This window comes from Streptomyces sp. NBC_01525 (genome assembly GCF_045040405.1).
Lineage (GTDB): Bacteria > Actinomycetota > Actinomycetes > Streptomycetales > Streptomycetaceae > Streptomyces > Streptomyces benahoarensis.
Map to the genome: position 1 here is coordinate 5723691 of NZ_CP109397.1, position 20372 is coordinate 5744062.

At 70.7% G+C, this 20372-nt stretch carries 1 protein-coding gene (only partly in view); it reads left to right on the forward strand.

All 20372 nt of this window come from inside a single coding sequence — locus OG422_RS25395, hypothetical protein (protein ID WP_405745953.1), on the forward strand. Of the gene's 46551 coding nucleotides, 17094 precede the window and 9085 follow it; the stretch shown corresponds to coding positions 17095–37466, spanning codon 5699 (complete) through codon 12489 (partial); the first codon wholly inside the window starts at window position 1. The start codon and the stop codon both lie outside this window.

The following is a 20372-nucleotide window of genomic DNA, read 5'->3' on the forward strand; positions in this document are numbered from 1 at the left end:
CAGGGCGACACCACGAGCACCCAGCACGCCACCACCAACGCGTTCAACTCCACCCTGTCCCCCAAGGCGGAGCGGCTCATCAAGGTCCGGGTGCCGTTGGACTTCCACGTCGAGGCGACGGTCACCAAGCAGGCGCTCAAGAAGGGCGTCGACGCCGTCGACAAGGCCGTCAAGGGAGGCATCGACGCCCTCGCCGGTATCGCCGACACCATCAAGGCCGCCGCCAAGCGCGCCGACAACCCCGACGAGAAGACCCAGGAACTGCTGAACGACGTCCTCACGACGTCCGAGAACTCGGCCATGACCGTCTTCTCCTCCGAGGAGAGCGTCACCGTCCTCATCCCCGAGCGGGTGCTCCGCGACCTCGGACTGCTCCACGACGACAACTTCCCCACCGCCCTCACCGAGGCGTACGACCAGGTCAAGGACGTGCGGGAGAAGGTCGACGAGGCTCACCAGCAGTACGAGGAAGCCGTCATCCGCGTCGAACGGTGCTACGAGGAGCTGTACCGGATCCTCCGCGAGGCACGCCAGGCAGGGCAGGGACCGGCCGACGATTCCCCCCACCCCCTCGAAGCGAGTTACTCCTCGGCGTTGCTCCGCCTGGTCGAGCACGAGATCGAACTGGCCGGGCAGCGGGACGAGGCGGAACGCCTGCTGGGGGAGCTGAGCAAGGCGCAGCTGAGCGCCCAGGAACAGCTCGACTGGTACCAGAAGGCCCCCCAGGACCGGGACGACGCGAGCAAGCCGACGCCCTACACCTGGGACAAGGAGGAGAAGGCCACCCGCCGTCCGCTGGCCAGGCCGACCGGCGAGAACGTCACCGCGACGACGCCCCGGTCCCCGGCGCTCCTCAAGGACGAGTACGTACACCAGCTGGTCACCACCGCCCGGTCCGACGGTGGTCTGTGGGCCGGCAGCGCCGTCCCGCCGGCCCACCTCGCCCTGCGCGAAATGCTCAAGGAAGACGCGCTGGCCAAGGCGCTGAGCGACAAGAGGACGAAGTACAAGACGGAGAAGGCTGTGGCACTGCACACGGCCACCGCCCCGGAGGAGGAGAAGAAGGCCGCCCAGCACCTGGTGGTGCTGCGCCCCGCCGAGCTGGCCTACCTGGAGCAGGCCTACGAACAGGCGGCGAAGACCGCCGAGCAGATCCGCAAGGCCCTCGACGAGTTCGCCGCCAAGCGGCCCGGGGAAGGCGAGACCGAAGACCTTGTCCAGGAGCAGGTGCAGCACCTGCTCAGCGGCGCCCCGATCACGGCCACCGACGACCTCGCGGGCCGTCTCCACGACGCACAGGCCGCGCTGAGCGCCGCCCGGAAGGCCCATGACACGGCGGCCGCCGGCTCCGAAGCGCGGCGCACCGCCTCGGAGGAGATCACGCGGCATCAGGAGACCATCGACCGCCTGACCCGCGCCGCCGTCGTGGAACCGGCCGTCACAGCCTTCGCCAAGGAACAGCAGCCCTCGTCGTTCCCCGTCCCGCCGCTCGTCAAGGAGTTCGCCAAGGAGCACGGCGACCCCGTACAGCGGGCCGTCGAGTACCTGGAGGAACGCGACAAGCCGCAGCTGTTCACGGAGAACGAGACGACCGACCCCGGCTCCCCGGTCACGTACACCGGCCCGGACGGCACCGTCTACGGGGTCGTGGACCCGCACGACCCCGCCGACCCGGACGCCACCAAGGGCGAGGGGCTGTTCCTCTCGGTCTACGAGGGGCTCAAGGACCTCGCCGCCGACGGCCTGGCACTGACCGGGAAGCCGCTCGAACACGAGCTGCTCGACCCGGCGCACGGCGGAACGCGGCTGGAGATCGCGCGGAGCCTGCGGAAGGCGCTTGCCCAGCGGCTGCGGGAGGACGGCGCCGACGAGACGTCCTGGATCAACCACAGCAACGACACCGGCAACACCCTGCTCCAGCCGGAGCCAGGCCGGGACGTCTTCACCCAGGAAGACCTCGACGCGGCACGGCTCAAGCTGAAGCCGGAGCATCAGCTCGAATTCGATCAGGAAGGCACCCTCCACACCAACGTCGAGCTGCCCCACCCTGCCCGGGTGGAGCTGATGGCCCTTCAGCTGGAGCGGCTCGCCCACGACGAGAAGCGCCGCGCGGGCCACGAGGAACGCGAACCCACCGACGCCTACCTGGTGCCGTTGCTCGTGTCGGGCCTCTACGGCGTCGACTCCGACCTCGTACGCCCCGATGTACCGGTGGAGTCGTTCCACGCCAACAGCCCGTTCGGTCCCCCCGGCCCGTCGCTGCCGGCCCGGCCCAAGATCACGCTCCTGGTGAAGGACGACACCGTCAAGCTGCTCCGGCCGCAGAAGCCGGGCGGCGGCGACGCCACCCCCGGCGGCAGCGGCGGCACCGGCACAGCGCAGCCCACGGACAGCGGGAAGGCGACGTCCGGCACCACACGGGCCATGGAGCCGCCGAACGGCACGCAGCAGCTCTCCGGGCCGGCCGGCGGCACCGGCAAGGGCAAGGCCCCGGCGGCTCCCGCCACTCCCGTGAAGTCCGGCGGCACCCCGACGGAACAGGCCCTTGCCACCCCGCAGCAGAGCACTCCCCTGCCCGGCACGGCCCTGCCGGTCCCGAAGGACGGCTGGTGCCAGCTGTCCTCGCTCCTCGTCGGGGCCCCGGAACACGTCCGCCGGCAGCTCGAACGCTTCGGCCACCTGGACGGTGACCCCGAGGTGGACGCCCTGCTGCGCGACCCGCAGGCGCTCCGCGCGGCCGCCCTCGACCATCACGCGCAGGGATCGCCGTTCCGCCGCGCGGTACGTCTCATGCAGCGCCACGTCATGGGCCTCCTCACCGAGGACGTCCGCACGATGCCGCCCCTGCTCGCGAGCGACTCGATGGTCCGCCTGCACCGGAGTTCGTCGGGCGCGGCGACCCGGGACGAACTTGCCGAACGCTTCCGGGACATCGACGAGTTGAAGACACTCCGGGAGTCCTGGCTGAACGCATGGGAGGAGAGCCTGGTCAACGGGCGCCCGCCCATGCCTCGCGAAATCGCGCACGAGTACGCGCAGAGCTCCTTCCCCGCACCGACGGAGACCGCCACCGTCCGGCAGTTCCTCGGCGCACTGGCAGAGAACGCTCTCGGCCTCTTCTCCGACTACGCCTGGGAGCACGCCTCCGGCTGGACGGAAACGGAGTTCTCCTCCCTGCGCGCCACGGTGAACGCCTGGGACAACGCCTTCGCCACCCCCCACTCCGGCGAACTCCTCCTGCCGATCCTGGCGGCGGCGTTCGACGCCCGCATCCACGTCAGCCGCCCCCACACCGACGACCTCGACACACCGATCGGCCCGCCCACCGGCGCCCCCGTCGTCTTCCGCTACAACGGCACCAACCACTACGACGGCGACACGGGTGACGGGGCGCCGCCCATCGTCTCCACCGAGCAGGAGCAGCACACCGAACCGGAGCACATCCCCGGCACACCCGACCCCGACCAGCTCACCGACCCGGCCACGCCGACCGACCCCACGGCGGCCACGCCGACGGAGCAGCAGGTGACGGAGGGCACCGAGGCGCCCGGCGAGGGGCTGCGGGACGACGTCTTCTCGGTGCTGATCCCGAAGGGCAGCACGGCGGACGACACCGTCTCCACTCCTGCCGACGAACCGGGCGAGGAGTCTGTCTCCGATACCGGGAGCAAGCCGTCCGTCGACGACCCGGAAGGCAACACATCGACGGACGATCTCGCACGCCGTGCGATGCAGTTGCTGGAGAAACTGGAGGAGGAGACCCTTCACCACCAGCTCACGGCGGAGACGCCAGCCGGTGAGCAGGTGGCGGGGGAGGAGTCCGCCCGGAACCACGCGGTGGCGGACGAGTCCGTCCAGCAGCAGGCGATCGGCGACGAGGCGAGCGGCGACAAGAAGCCCGCCATCCGCCGTCAGGTGACCGATGAGGACCTGCGGTCGGTTTCGCCGCTGCAAAAGTTCATCGATCAGCTCAACAGCCAGAAGGGGCAGGCAGAGCAGCAGCCGTTCCCGTCGCTGGACGGCCTCGTCATGAAGCTCAACGCGCAGGGGGAGCAGGCGCAGTCCCAGCCGTCGGACGTGGCCGTCACGCCGGCCACCGGGCAACAGGAGCAGGCGACCGGGGAACAGACCGACGCACTCGCCCACGAGCAACAGCCCACCGAGGGGCAGCCCGCCACTCAGCCGCCCTCGCAGGTGACCGCGCCGCCCCAGGAGGAGCCGCCCGGCTACCGGCACCCCACCTACTCCGGGGAGGAGGCCCGGCAACTGGCCCGGGAGATGGGCCTGCCCCCGGCCGGCCTCCAGGACTTCAGCCGGTACGCGTGGTTCGACCCGCAGCAGATGATGCAGCTCCGGCGCGACCTGGGCGTGCGGAGCATGGCGCACCTGGCGGAACTGAGCCGGTCCATCGAGCGGGTGCCGACCGACATCCCGGCGCTGGCCGGGGAACTGGGCATGCCCGTCGCCAAGGACCTCTACCGGGTGGCGCGGGATCTGGACGTCGACCCCCAGCATCTTGTGCACCTGTTCCCCGACCAGCTGCGGACGTTGCGCGCGGAGCAGGGCCCGCTGTCATCGGCGCGCCCGCACGAGCGGCTGGTGCGGCACGTGCGGGAGGAGATGGCGGCCCTCGGGGCGTCCGGCGGGCACCTCCGCCAGTGGCTGTTCGCCCTCGCCACGGCGGAGAACCAGTTCTGGGACGATGCCTCCTCCGAGGACGCCCTGCCGCAGTCCCTCCAGGGCTTCCTCCGCTTCATCGGTGGCCGGCGGCAACTCTTGACGCTCTACAGGCACCAGGGGTCCATGGTGAGGACCCGCGTCGCCGCGTGGCGGGAAACCTTCGCCGGACCGCCTCCGTACGAGGCCGACACGCGGTCGCCCGCCTACGCCGAAGGCGGCGTGACGAGTCTCGCCTGGGACCTGGCGCTGCCGGGGGAGGCGCTGCCGGACCTCACGGCGCTCGCCGGCCGGCTCAACGGTGTGCCGTACGCCCTGCGGTCGTTGGGCCTGACGGGGCTGGACGCCGTCGAACTGGTGCGGCTCACAGGCGAGTTGGGAGCGGTGCCCGCGGCTTTGAAGGAGGTCGCGGACGCGTACCGCACCACCCCGCAGAAGCTGGTGGCGCTCAGCGCGGAGAAGCGGGCCGGGCTGGTGTCCCAGATCCTGAAGTGGCCGCCGGTCATCGGCACCGACACGGAGGCCGACCGCCGTCGGACGGGCCGCGTCACAGCGGTCAAGCAGGTCGAGGAGGCGCTGTTCCTGGAGGGCCCCAAGGCAGCGCACAAGGCGGCGAAGCAGGCTTCGGAAAACCAGCGGAAGGAAGATCTCGCAGCCCTCTCGCGGGAGCTGCGGGACGTGCTCACGGACGACCAGCGGGCGGCCTTCCTGGAGGGCGAGAAGGTAGAGCTGACGACGGAGCAGGCCCGCCTGATCGACGGCGCGCCGGACACCGTCACGTCGTGGATCGGCACGGAGGAGCAGCGCAAGCAGCGTCTCGTGGGCGGCGCGTCCTGGGGCAGCACCCCCGCTCCGGGACAGTTCTCCGGCCAGGCGAGCGGGTCCGGTGCGGGCGGCGCGTCGGGGTCGGGGAGCGGCGGGAGCGGGCAGCCGGGCGGCTTCCCGATCGGCGATGTCATGGACGCGGGGGAGCTCGACGGGCTGGTTGCCGCCGGTTTGCTCGGCGAGAGCGTCCGGACGTACCTGGCGCACATGGACCGCACGGCCCGGGCCGACTGGACTCCGCAGGACCTGGAGCGCGGTCAGGAGCTGCTGTCCGCGCTCCACCAGCCGATCGAGACCGGTGTCCTCGGCGAGGACCTGCGGTTGGGCCTCCTGAGTGTGCTGGAGCCGGAGGACGGAGCTCATGCCGATCGGCCGTCCGCCGCGGCGCTGGCGGCGCTTCACCGGACGGTCGGGCAGTTCCACGGCGAACCGCCGTGGGAGAAGCCCGTCCGGACACTGTTGCGCGACCTGACGTGGCACCTCCAGCCGCGTGAGGGCCGGCCGCCGTCGCCGATGGCGCAGGCCGCGCTGTCCGAGCAGGCGTGGAAGTATGTGCTGCGTCTCCCCTCGTCCCAGGGGATGCCCTCCGCCGCGTCTTCCGGAGTCAGCCGGGAGGCGGTGCTCGAGGCTGTGGTGGCGCTGGAGCAGGGGTTCCACCCCCGCGATACGGCATCGCCTTTCGTGGACGTGAGCGCGCGGCAGAATTGGCTGCAGGAGCTCGAACAGGTCGAGAGGGCCCTGAAGGAGGAGGACTCTTCGGGCCAGCTGTCCGAGTCCGACAGCCGGCTGACGGACCTCCTGGCACACGAATACCTGAGGAACCGGCAGCAATTGTGGGAGGAGCCAGCTCTCAGCTCGTTGTCCGGTGCCGTCCGGCGCCAGCTCACCGAGCGCCTGACCGCGATGCTCCAGCCGTGGCTGGAATCCCGCCACTACGTGCAAGCCGCCGCATCCGACGACGACATGTCGATGTCCGGGGTCTCCACGTCCTCCGGTGATACCGAGATGTCCGAGGATCTGGACGGCGACCTCGACGGTGCGTCACACAGCCCGGGTGAGGCACAGGAGCCGGACGACCTCGCGGGCAGCGAGGACACGCAGTCGCACTCGTCCGAGAGCGGCGAACTGGACAATGAGCAAAGGGAGATGGAGCAGCGTCTCTTCCCGCATGCCCTGACGTTCTCGTCGGCGGAGGAGGGCGTCGACTTTGGGGCCAGCCAGTGGAATGCCCACATCGAGGCGTTGGACGCCCATCTGGGCCAGGCGCTGCTGGACTATACGAGCGACCCCGGGGACTTCCCGGTCCGCTGGCTGCCCTACACACCGACGAGCCTCGAACTCAACGCGCTCGCCCACGACCTGAACGCCGGCGACGGCACCCTCACCCGCTTCCTCCGCGTCGTACGCGAGTACCACTGCATCAACCCGGACGAACACTACGACGACATCCTGGCCGACGGGACCCCGATCGACGGGGTCGTGATCGGCGGTGAAGCGACGCCGATGTCGGGCCTCGACTTCCTCGAGCAGGCCCTGGCCGCAACCGAACAGCACATGAGGACTCTGAACGAGGCCCTCGGAACGCACCCCGTCCCCCGCCCCCTGGTCGTGGTCAAGGGGGTGAACGCGGACTACTTCGGCGACATCGGCCAGGTGACGCCGGGGCTGACCCTGCACGAGGCCCGCTACGTGTCGACCTCCCTCGGCCGGATCGCCGAGGACTTCCAGGAACGGCCCTACCACCTGCATCTGCTGGTGCCCGAGGGCGCGCCGGCGCTCTACCTCGGCGCCGTCGCCATCCAGGGAGACGCCGAGCGGGAACTGCTGCTCGCAGGCGACTTCGACTGGGAAGTCACCCATGTCCACACCGACGAACTCGACGAGCACACCCATGTCTACGGCCGGATCGTCAGCCGTCCCCACAACGGCGCCTGGACACAGGACCGGCTTGCTCCGGCCCAGCCCCCGCAGGGACCGGCGGGGATGGACGCCTCCCCGGAGGACCAGCTGTGGGCCGCCGGTCTCCTGCGCGGACCGCTGGTCTTCAACACCCCTGGGGTGCAGGAGGTCATGCGGGGCGTACTGATGGACATCGCCCGCCGCCGCGGGGAGTTCCCCGCGGATGACGGCGGTGAGGCAGCGCGGCAGGAGGCTGTTCGGCAGCTGAGCGCCTGGGGGATCACCCTCAGGCCGGGGCTGCCCGGCGGCCAGGACAGGCCCATGCCCACGACCGTAGGATTCTCCGGGGCGAGCGGTTCCGGCTCCGGCAGCACCCCGGTGACGGGAACGGGGCAGACCGGGGTGACGGTGCCGCAGTCGGCGCCGCCCACCGGGCCCGCGACCGTGCAGCAGGAAGGCCCGTCGCGGACGGCCCCTCCGCAGCCCCGCACCCCCGAGGAGCTTGTCCAGGAGGCGAAGGGTCTCCTGCGCCAGTGGGAGAAGCGGCCCAAGAACGCGGCCGCGCCGCAGGCACGTCAGGAGGACGGCTGGCACCTCGTGGCCGAGCTGGACCAGCTGGGCCGGAACAGCGAGGTGAGCCCGGCGCTTCGCGCGACGGCGGCCGAACAGCGGAAGGCGTTGCTGGAGGCGCTCCTGGCGGCCACGGCCGAACTGCCCGAGGGCGTTCGGCCGTGGGCCCAGAGCCCGGCCGAAACGCCCGCCGAGGGGGACACGTCCGCTCACGGGGACAGGACCGTCCGGAACGACGAGCCCCAGCCGGACGCGGAGCAGCTGAAGCTGCAGTGGGTGAAGCACATGGTGGCCGTGGCGACCCTCGTCCGGGACGGTCAGTCCGCCTGGCTGCCGGAGGCACGGCACATGCGCGAGGTGCTGTGGCGCCCGCAGGCGTCCGCCACGCCCGAGGAGCATGCCCTTTTCGAGCCCGAGCAGCATGCCTACCTGGCCCGGCTCCTCAACGAGGCGCTGCACGCGGCGGCTTCCGCACCCGTCGCGGACACCACGCGGACCGTGACGGAGCACGACCCCGCCGGCGAGGACGGCGCCGGGAACCACGACCAGGCCGGCACCGAGCACCACGGCGGCCCGGACGGTGATCAGGACGCCGCCGCGCTCGTCCATGAGGAGCAGCACCTCCCCGAGGCAGCCCGCGCCGCCCTGTTGGAGCTGGCCCGGGCGTGGGGCCTGGGGACCGCGGACGTGCTCAGGCTGGCGGACGAGCTGGACGTCACCGTGGAGAACCTGTCCGTGCTCGCGCCGGAGGACCGGTTGTGGGAGCCGACGGTGAGCGGGGACGCGGCGCCGGGCTCCCGGCCCGCCATGGTGCTGCGCGACCGGCTCACCGAAGAGGGCTACCGCCCCTCGGACCTCGCCTGGTTCACCGGTCGTGTCCAGGAGGTGCGCCTGACCGACCTCCGCACCTTCCGGGGATATCTCACGGCGCAACGGTCGTCGATCGAGGCGCTGCGAGGTGCCCAGCCGGCCACGATCGAGGACGAGGTCACCAGGTGGCTGGCCGGTCACCTGGAGGACCGCGACCCCGCCGCGCTGCGAGCTCTTGAGGAGGAAGTGCCGTACGAGGAGTGGCGCGACACCGTACAGCGTGCGGCCCGCGCCATCGGTGCCAGCGCGCTTGGCCTCGTGCGGCTGTTCCCCAAGGACATGGCGGACCTGCACGACGGGCGTACCAGGGAACCGGTCCAGCGGGACAACTGGCAGCCGACGCCGATCTGGGTCGGAAACATGCGGGGGCGCCTGCTGGCCCTTGAGACGAAGTACGCCAAGGACTGGGAGGAGTTCGAAAGGGGGAGCGCCCAGCTCGTACCCGTGACCCGGAAGGAGTGGGGGAGCCCCGACGCCGGCGCGGTGACGGACAGTGAGCGCGGCACGGCACACTACCGGCGTGCCGACTCGTTCCTGCGTTCCTTCCACACGTCGCTGCGGGGACTGGCAGACGCGTCCGCCGAGGATGTGCGGTACTACAACACCCTCTTCGAGGAGCTGGAGAGCAAGCGACCGGACCTTCTCTCCGACTACCGCGCTCTCGATGCGCTGCACCGCTGGTTGCAGAAGGCCGCCAGGAGCCAGGGGCAGACCGTCCCGAGTGATCCGGCCAACGGTGAGGGAGGCAAGCTCACGTGGGAGGAGGCGCGGCAGGCCGTGACGCGCTGGCTGGAGCTGCCGTCCGGCCACAGTGATTCGCCCCACTCGCCCCGGAACAGGAGGGCAACGCCGTCCCTGCCCGTGGCCGAGGCCACCGAGGCGTCGCCTTCCGGGACGTCCACCGCGAACACCCTCCAGCCGCCGTCCTACGACGACGCCACCGGCTCGGCCGGTGAGCACGGTGAGCGGCCCCCGTCCTACGAGCGGTCGTCCCTGACTCCGCAGCAGGACCAGCGGCCGCACGAAACCGAGCGGGACGCGCGCGTGACCGCGCCGGCGGAGGAGCACGGCAGTCTGCTCTCCGGGTTCACCCAGGGCGAGATCACGCGGTTGGGCGCGCTGCGCGACGCGCTGGACGTGCCGATGGCGGACCTCGTGTCCCTGGCCCGGGTGGCCGGGGAGGTGCCGTCCCACGCCGCGTACCTGGAGTCGGTGGCCGCCCTTGGCCTGTCCGGCAACCCGATCGGCCTCCACCGCGTGCTCCGGCGCTTCCCCGTACGGCTGGACATCCTCCGCTCGCTCGCCGGGCCGGACGAGCTGACCGCGCTCTTCCAGCCGCTGCGTGAGGGGGGCGGCGACGAGCACGCCGACGCGGAGGCCCGGATCGCCGACGAACTCGCTCGGCACCTGCGGCAGAAGGAAGCCCTCGCCACTCACTGGTCCCTCCTTCCGGAACTGCTTGCGGGAGACCAGGCCGTGGACTCCGCCGTCCAGCACTTCTGCACCGTTTTCGGGCTGGAGAACAGCCAGCGCCTCGCACTGCTGCTTGAGGACGCCGCGGTGCGCGTCGGCGCCATCGGCCCCGAGGACCGCGCCTGGCTGTACCGCGCCCTGGCGGACTCCGTATTCACGGGGCCCGGCGGTGCGGAGTCCCGCGAGGGGAACGTACGGGGGCTGGCTCCCGTACACGTCCTGGAGCTCATGGACTACCTGGCCCATCGGCGGGTGCCGAACCAGTCGTTCGCTGCGTTGCGGGAGTTGGACTTCGTCGGCTTCGTGGAAGCCATCGACGACGGGGCGGCTCTCTGGCAACTCGATGACGGAGAGAACCGCCCCGTGCGGCAGGCCCACCCCGTGGGCACCGGCGATTCCGGCATCGTCACCGCACTGGACACCTGGCTTTCGGGTGGCGGAGCTCAGGAAACGGATCACGCCTTCGTCCGGGAAACCATGGAGATGCTCCTCCAGGTCACGCAGCAGGAGCAGGAACGTCAGGCCGGCCAAAACGGTCCGTCCGGCGGCGGAACCGAGGACCGGAACCCGGCGCACCAGACCCTGCAATACACCTCCAGTGAAGAGGAGGAATTCACCTCCAGCGAAGAGGAGGAATTCACTTCCGATGAGGAGGAGTTGGATGAGGAGACCGACTCCCTCGTCTCGGGTTCATCCCTTGCGGGGAGGGACGAGCAGCGGGAAGCCGCATCCGATTCCTTCAGCTTCTCCGATGACGACTCATCCGGTTCCGACGACTCCGATGGCGATTCCTTCAGCTCCGGCGGCTCGGACCTCTCCTCCACACAATCGGGTGATTCCTCCGATGATGCGTCCGTGGAGGCCGACACCGAGCCGGACGCCGATTCGGACGAGGACGGCTTTGGCGATGACGAGTCGTTCGGCTTCGACGACGCCGAGGAGTTCCCTTTCTCCGGCGGGCCGACCGCGGGCGCGGTGGAGGAGTCCCCTGCCTCACCGAAGGACGCGGGGAACCACGAGGGGAACGCCGAGGGGAACGACGAGGACAGCGACAGCGATGGCGGGCAACACCATGTGACGGCGTTCCTGGGCGCGGATTCCCTGGAATCCGCGCACGTCACCGACGAGGAGAGCGCGCTGACCGAATCCGACACGGAACCGCACGGTTCCGCACCGTTCGACGACATCTACGCGACGCTGACCGGTGCGAGCGGGACCGCCTCGGGCGCGAGCGGATCCGGCACCGGCGGCGAGCCGACGCCCGGTCCCCAGGGGCTCTCCGAAAGGAAGAAGGGGAAGGCACCGGCCGTCCCGCCGTCCTCGGAGGCCGACGCCACCGACCGGACCGCCGGTAGCACGGGCGATGACCACACCCCGGTCTCGGAAGACCTGCAGTGGGCACTGGGCCTGCTGCGGGGTGGCATGGCCATCTCCGAGCCCGGCAGCACGCCGAGCCCGGAGCGGCGGGAGATGCGGCAGGTGGCCGCCGAACTTGCCGCGAAGAGGGGCACGTTCGACTCGGTCGAGGACGCCAGGGAGGCCGCCGATCAGCTGCTGGAGCAGCACGGGCTGCCCGTCTCCGGCACCGGTCTGCGCGGCGGCGCCCCGTCGTCGTCCCACCCGGGCGGGCGGCTGAGCCCGGACCCGTACGCCCCGGGCGCGTCGGGCGCGTCGGGCGCGTCGGGCGCCGCCACGTCCCCCCAGGCGGGCGCACCGCGGTCGGGCATGGGCGGATCCCTCACTCCCACCGGGGAGTTCGGTGGCGGTTACTTCGACGACCACATCGAGGGCGGCAGCGAGGACGGCTACACGTCGGACGACGGCTACACGTCGGACGACGACTACGCGCCGTACGGCAACCGCGCGCGCTACGACGAGCAGGTGCGGTACGGGCACTACGCGTCGGACGACGAGTACGTGCGGTACGGCCAGGACGTGTCGGATGACGACCAGCCGCCGCAGGGCCCCGCCCCGGCGGACGACGAAACGGTGCGCTGGCTGGCCGACGCCTGGGGGCTGAGCGTCCCGGACCTGACCGAGCTGGTGCATCAGCTCGGCATTCAGCCGAACGATCTGGAATCCCTCCACCCGGCGGGCTTCCTCCCGGACGGGGCGGGGGCCACGACGGTGGAAGCGCTCGTTGCCACTGTGCGCGACAGGCTGGCGCAGGCCGGCTACGAGCCGCAGGACCTCGCCCTCTTCGCCGACCAGGGTCTGCACCTCAACGTCGCCGAACTCGCCGCGTTCCGGAACCATCTCGCATCCCAGGGACGGTCCGTGGCCACTCTGCGCGCCGTCGCGCTCGCCGAGTTCGGACAGCAGCTCTGGGGCTGGCAACACCACCGTGACACCGCCCTCGCGGAAGCAACCCCGCAGGACCACGAGGCATCCGGTCCCGACGCGCCTCCCCTGGAGGAAGAACCGCAGCGCACCCCGAACGCCTCCGACGACAGCGAGCTGGAGCCGGAGCCGATCATCTCGATGGACTGGATCCGGAACGAGCTGCTGTCCCGGCCCGAGGAACGCGACGCCGAAACGGTCATCGACGACGTCGAGGACACTGCGGGCCTCACGGTGCCGATGGCCGGTACCGGCGCCCGCCCGCCGGCCTACGACGAGATCTTCGAGCTGCCGGAGTACACCCGCAACCCCCCTCCGGTGCGGGAGGGCGTCGAGCCTCGGCTCGTTTCCGCCCAGCTCGCGTCCGCGCTGGTCGACGAACACGGCGACGTACTCGCGGACTTCACGACGGAGCAGGTCCTGCGGCTGGGCACCCTGCACGACATGCTGGACGTCCCGATGGACGACCTCGTCGCCCTGGTCCGGGAGACGAAGGAAGTCCCGGATCCGGAGGCCCTTCAAGAATCGCTGGACGTCCTCGGGCTGAGCGATGACCCGCAATCCCTCTACCAGGTGCTCAAGCGCTTCCCCATGCGGCTGGACACGCTCCACTCGCTCGCCGCGCCGGACGACCTGAGGAGCCTGTTCCACCTGCTGAACCGGGAGGAGGGGCAGGAGGAATACGACGACGCGGTGCGGCGGGTCGTCGACGTGCTCACCGAGCTGGCCAAACTGCCGGTGGAGCCGGGGGAGGTCCCGGGCATCCACTGGTCTCTCCGGCCCGGTCTGCCGGACGTCGAACAGGAAGAACAGGCGGCCGTCTCGCACTTCCGCGACGTGTTCGGCATCCCGGACACCCCTGAGTACGGACGGCTGCTCAAGGACGTCGCCGCCCTGACCGGAGCCCGCGGGCCGCAGGACCGCGCCTGGCTGTACCGGGCCCTGTCCGACCCCGCGTTCACGGGTCCCGACGGCGCCGCAGAGCGGGCGTGGACGGGACGGTGGCTGTCGCCGCTGCACGTGATCTTGCTGATGGGCGGGCGTACGTTCGACGAACTGCGGAACATGCACTTCGTGGACTTCCTGGCCACGATCGACGGTACGGCGGCGGCCCGGGGCGGCGACGTTCAGCACGAGATCGAGGTGGCCCCGGGCGGCATCGCGGCTATGACGAGGCTGGAGGACTGGGTCGCCTACAATGCGGGCCGGCGCGGCAACACCGGGGGCAACCGCAGCGTCGAGGAGTACGCGCGGCTGGCCTCCCGGGGCGTCACGCTCGGCGCCATGGCCGACTACGTCCACCGGACCGGCGCGGACAGCGACCTGATGCACGCGCTCTACGAGTACAGCGCGGACAAGGGACGGTCCGGGGTGGGGGACGTCCGCGAGTTGGCCGAGAAGCTGCACGTCGACCCGGCGTCGGCCCTCAACCTGCTGTACGTCGCCGACATGGTCGGCCTGCACGGCGAGCAGCGGAGCCTGCTCCGCGTGCTCCGGGGCGATCTGCTGGCCCAGGCGGAGAGGGGCGCCAACCTCCTCGGCTGGAATGAGCAGCGCTTCGAGCATCTGCTGGAGCAGAACGGCGTCGACGTCCTCGACCTGCTCATGCGGGGCGGCCCCGAAGCTGCCTACGTGACGTCGCTGTTCACCACGCTCCACACATGGGGCGCCGGAATCGAGGAACTCCCCGGTCTCGCGGCGTACGTGAGGCAGGACCCGCAGGCGTCCGGCCTGATGCCCGTGAGCTATGACGAGGCGACGCCCGAGCAGCGCCGTGCGCTGTGGGAATACGCCGCCGAGCACCGCGACGACCTGAGGACGGTCGCCTCCGCATGGCGCTCCGAGGCATTGGGGCTGGACCGGAAGCGGTTCAGCGAGCTGAACAACAAGGACCGTCACCCGTGGTTCGACGGCCAGGAACTGGTGGGCCTCGCCCGCGACCTCGGCCTGACGGGCGAGTCGGTGCCCCACCTGGTGGACCTGGCCGAGCAGCTCAAGGCCGTACCGCACACACTGCGCCCCCTGGGCCTGAGGTACGAGGGGGCGGCGCACCTCGTGGCGCTGGCCAAGGCGCTGGGCGGCGTGCCACACGCGCTGAACGAGGCCGCGGTGCACCACGGAGTCGCTCCGCAGGAGTTGCTGACGGATCCGGGGATGCGGACGACGGTGGCGTGGTCGTATCTGCGCTGGCCGGTGGCGATCACGCGGGGCGACACGTACCTCCTGCGCGCGCAGACGGCCAGGGACGCCGTGCAGCACGCCCTGTTCGTGGACGGGCCCGAGGCCGCGCGTCAGCGGGCGGCGGAACTCTCCCTGGCGGAGCGGGAGCGGGAGTTCGCGGAGCTGCCGCGGGAGCTGCGGGAGGTGCTGACGCCGGAGCAGCGGGAGGCGTTCCTGGCGGGCCTTCGGGTGACGCTTGCGGAGGCGCAGTTCCACGCGCTGTCGGATGCACGGGCGAGGGCGCGGGTGCCCGGGTTGCCGGCCACGTTGGTGTCGCGGATTCCGGCGGAGCGTGGGGGGCTGCCGGGCGGTATGCCGAAGGCGCCGGCCCGGCGGCGGAACACCGGTGGTGGTGCGGGGGAGTCGTCTGCGTCGCGGCAGGCGTCGGGGGCGGGCTCGTCCTTGCGGCGGTTGGCACCGTCTTCCAGGACCGGTGGGGAGCATGCGGAGTCGACCGTCGTTCCTCCGGTGCCTCGGCCGACCGAGGACCGTCGGGTCGGCGTGGCGCGAGAGGAGCACTCCGACAGCATCTCGGCCGGCGGACTTGCCGGCGGTGATGCTGACCTTCATCAGGAGTGGGTGCAAAGCAAGGGAACGGGTTCGCACCTGGCCGAGCAGGCGATTTCTCGGTGGCAGAGTTATCTACTTGCCCAGGGGGTTGCCTCTTCGGATACGGTTTCCGGTGAATTCTCCCATTTCCGCGAAGAGGATTTTGCGGGTTATCTGGCCTCCGTTTCGGGGGGGAGTTATCGCGCCGCCGAGCGAAAGAAGATCGTCGGCCGTGTTCGTGGCTACTTCAGGTATGTTTTTCTGACCGGGAAGTCGCGATCGGGTGGGCTGGATCATGTGCAGCGGTGGTTTCAGACGTACGCGGAGGGGAATTCGCGCGGCCGGGCCTGGTTGGCGCTTCTGCAGTGGAAACGCCATCTCGCTGAGCAGCGCCTCGATTTCTCAGAGGCGGTGTCCGGGGGGCCTTTCTCTTTCGACCGTGCCAAATTCGCTGCGTACTTGGAGTCCCCTGGCGGGGGAAATTGCGATGCCGGTAAACGTGACGGTTTTGTCAGCTCTATTAGCACGCTGGTTGGGCGCGTACACGAGGTGAGGCCCGGTGAGGGTGTGGAGTTCCCTAAGGATGTGGTGACGCGTCACGCTGAAGACAATTTGCTGGATCTTGTGCGGATTTGGGTTCAGGCGTACCATAACGACGCGTCGAAGAGAAGGGCCAAGACGGCCTTTGTGGCATGGGACAGGTATCTCTACACGAAGCAAGTGAATTTCTGGGAAGTAGTGCTGAGCCGCCATGATGGCCTGTACCAGGGTGACGAATTTGGTAGGCATCTTGCTTCCCCTGCAGGAGGAAGCCTTGGCCGGGATTGGCGTAAGGGCCTCGTCAATTCTGTGAGCGCGCTGACCACTTACCTGCGTGGCCTTCCGGAATTGCAGCAGTTGCGGGAATCCCTGCTGAGGGATCAGGGGCTGACGACTCTCGAGCAACGGGGATCGGACGTTCTTCGAAGGCCGAGGCCGCACGACGACGCGACGGACGAAGATGCAGTGGATTTCGACGACCCGGGCCGGGGCCAGTTCGAGGATGTGGTCGAGTCCGAGCAGGCCGTCAGCCGGCCTGCTCGGGGAGCTTCGCAGCAGATAGCCGGTCAGGACGTCGACAGTGGCGCGGCGCAGGAGGAGGCCCCGGTGGGCCCCGACACCGCCAACCCGTTCGATGAGCTGTTCCACGATGCGGCATTCCCGATGGAGCCTGGCGACCAGGAGCGGCAAGAAGCCTCCGCTGCGAGGGAAGTCGACGGGGGGCCGTGGCAGCTTGAGGGGGTGGAGTTTCCGACAAGCCCCGGGGATGACCTGGTGTCCCATGGGAACAACGGCGACACCTGGTCCCTGGCCGAAGGGCCCGTCGAGAGTGCCCCGTACACCTCAGGGGCCTACGCTCCGCTGTCCGGCGCCGACGCCTACGCGAACGGAGTGCTGCTCTGGATCGATGCGACGTACGGTGTGCTCTCGGCGCACGCGCAGGTGGCGGACGGGTTCTTCGGAACGGCCGGGGATGAGATGACGCGCAGTGTGCGCGTGCATGCGGTGGAGTGCTGGCTGAAGTACCTCGGCGTCGCCCAAGCGACGGAGGCTCTCCCGCCCTCGGCCGACGGCGGGTACAAGGCTTACCTCGAGAACATCCTGATGACGGAACGGGGACTCGTCGAGCCGGAGATCGACGCGGAGACCAGGCAGGAGATCGAGCAGGGTGTCGACGACCGGCGGGGCCACGCGGAGGACTTCTACCACCGGGTGCTCGATCGTCTGCGGACCGCAGCGCCGGAGGACGGCGTTGCGGGCGTATCGGCGTCCGGCCCGTACCAGATGGAGGGCGAGGGGGGTGCCCCAGCGGGGCCGGTGGTTCAAGAGCCCGAGGGGCCGCAGGTGCGGAACGACGGCCCTGAGGCGGTGGAGGAGACCGAGGATCTCTGGAACTGGGACGAGTTCGAAGGGGTGGTCGAGCCCGGGCAGGACGGTGGGCAGCCCACGGCCGTCACGCAGGCGTCCGCCTCCGGGGGCGGAGCCGACAACCACCCCATGGAGCGGGACGCTTCGGGTGTTCACGACTCCGCGGGTAATTTGATCGACGCGCTGTTCTCCAACGCGATGGAATTGCTGCTGGGCCCCGGCCGCTCCGGCGGGTACGTGCCGCAGAACGTCCCGGACGACGTCAGCCTCACTGCGTCGTTGAACCTTCCGGAGGAGTTCGGCAACGTCTTGGCGTCGTTGCCTTACGAGCTTTTCGCGGAGTTGGTGTCCGGCGACGTCACGGTGGGCGAGGCGCTGACGCGGGCGCTGGGCGACGCAGGGTTCCGTGCGGAGGCGCAGAGCGTGGTCAGCATGCCGGTTCTGAACGGTGCCTTGCTGCTGCAGCTCGTCGGAAACACGGTTGCAGGGTTCGCGCCCCACCGCGACTGGGCGTTCCAGTGGGCCGTCGAGAGGCCCGGGGGGTACGCCGTTGGTGACCGGGTCCGTTCGCACGCGCTGCTGACGTTGTCGCGCACGTCGTGGTACCCGCAGGAAGGACAGCAGCAGCCGGGGGGCCCGCAGGAGGGGCAGAACGTCGAGCTGTGCTTCTTCGGCGGGGACGGTCGCCGGTTGCCGGAGGGGTGGCAGGAATTCCACGGTGAGTTCACCGGCGGGGCGGTGCTGGTTCCGGCGTCGTCGGAGTTCGTGGTCGTCGGGACCGGTATGCGGATGGATGGCCGCACACAGGTGTACCTGCAGCGTCTTGAGACCGGGGGCGGTGGGGACCTCACGCCGGGGCCAGGGGGCGACACGTTGGGACTCCCCGGCGGTGGTTCGGGCGGCCCGCAGCCGTCCGGCGGCTCCGTACCGAACCCGCCGCAGTCGAGCGCGTCGTGGCCGGTGAACGACGCGCAGGGCTCCCACGGCGGACCGGTGCGCCGGGCGGCTCCCGCCGCGCCCGCCACGGCCGGGGGAGCGCCGCCCGGAACGGCGTCCGGGGACACCGGGAACACGAACGGCGAGGGGCAGTCGACGGACGAGCCGACGGAGGACGTGCCGGCCGAGCTGGACGGCGAGTCGCCGACCGGCGCCCCGCCCCTCCCCGGCGGGTTGTCGCAGACCGCCTTCCCGCTGGACCCCGCGCTCGACCCCCGGCTCACCGCGGCGGAGCAGAGCGCCGGGAATCTGAACCGCTCCCGGCATGCGCTGCGGCTGCTGCGCTCGCACTACGCGACGTGGGAGCAGTCGCTGCTGCCGGAGTCCCGGAGGACGCCGCACCCGCTGCTCGACGGCGGGCCGCAGGACTCGTACCACCTGCGCAAGCAGGGGCTGGACACGTTCCTCGGCGAACACCTGCTGCTGATCAAGGCGTTGGGGGAGGGGGATCACGAGGCGGGAGTGAGCCGCTTCATGGCGGAGATGGTGGCGCCGTGGGCCAGCACCCCCCAAGACCTCACCACGCAGACCGACGGAACCGCAGGCACCACGTTCGCCCCGCCGCAGCCCCACGCCACCGCGTGGGTCACGGACGCCGTCGGCGCGGTGTCCGACCTGATGCGTGAGGTGCGCCACGGCGGCTCCTGGAGCACCGGTACCCTGCGCCGGTTGACCGGGCCGTGGCCCGACCTGCGGCGGGCGCTGCTGCCCGGCGCGGACGGCACCCCCGGGCCGGCGGATTCGCTCAGGGTGCATGCCGAGCGGAAGGTGCGGCAGTTCCTGCGCCTGGCCTGGGAGGCCGGTCCCGGCTCCGACCGGATCGTGCCGGTGGCGACCCTGGTCAAGGCGCTGCTGCTCAGTGGCCTGCCGATGTCCGGCGACCACGGGCCGATGGTGTACCACGACGACGAGATGTTCCTGCGCCACCGCGCCGTGTTCAACGGGGACGACGACGTCCTCAAGGCCATGGAGGTCAGCGGGGTACGCGACCACGTCCGCGAGTACCTTGAGGGAGCCCTCACCGCGGAGGAGGTCTTCGACGCCCTGGTGGCGGCAGCGGTCAGGCTCACCGCCCCGGAGACGCCGACGACCTCCACGGTCCAGAAGCTGTTCGGTGAGGTGCTCCAGTTCCTCCAGGCCGAGGAGTCGGCCCCCTACCTGGCGGGCGAGGGGCCCACGGGAGCGATGCACCCGCAGGGCCCGTTGTTCGCCTACCGCATCTCCGCGAACGCCGGGCACCGGTCGCTGGCGCGGACGGGCGGCACTCCGTCACTGTTCCGGTACGAGGGCGCGTACCACGACCGGTTCACCCACCTCGCCGAACTGTTCGCGACGCCCGAGCGCGTCCGCGAGGAGTACGCCCGCACCCTCACCCGTGAGGGGCTGGCCGTGACCGACTGGCGCAACGGCTGGCTGCTCGCCGACGATCCGCTGCACCGCATCAGTCGGACGGACCCTCACCTCACCGAGCTGGACCACGGCTACTTCGACATGCTCCGGGCACAGCACCGCGCCACGACCCAGGAGACCCGCGGCCTGTGGGACTTCCTCCACCGGGTGGCGGGCGACCAGCCGCCCGTCCCGGTGGAGGGCGAGCACCCGCCCGTCCAGCAGGTCACCGACGCGGCCCGGGAGCTGTTCGCGGTGTATGCGCTGGCCGCCGGGAAGGCCCTGCCCGACTTCCGGCAGGGCCTCGCCGACCGGACGCTGCCCGCGGTGGTCACCGCCGCCGTTACCGCCGCCGGCCTGCGCAGGCTGGACGAGTACACCGGCGTGGCACGGCACCGCACGACCTCCACCGGGCTTCCGTACACGGTCGGACACGAGTTCGGTCTCGGCCTCGCGGTCGGCACGGTGGGTGATGCGCCGTCCGGCACGGGCAATGTCGAGATCGTCTACGAAGCGTTCCCGTCCGTCACGACCGGGCGGCTCTTCCCGGGCAACCCGGCAGCCCCGGTGATCTTCCGGCCCGGCGCCCGGGGCGTCGTCACCGCCGTCGAGTTCGCGCCGGAGCTGAGCACGCCGGGGGCCTACGGCTACCGCGT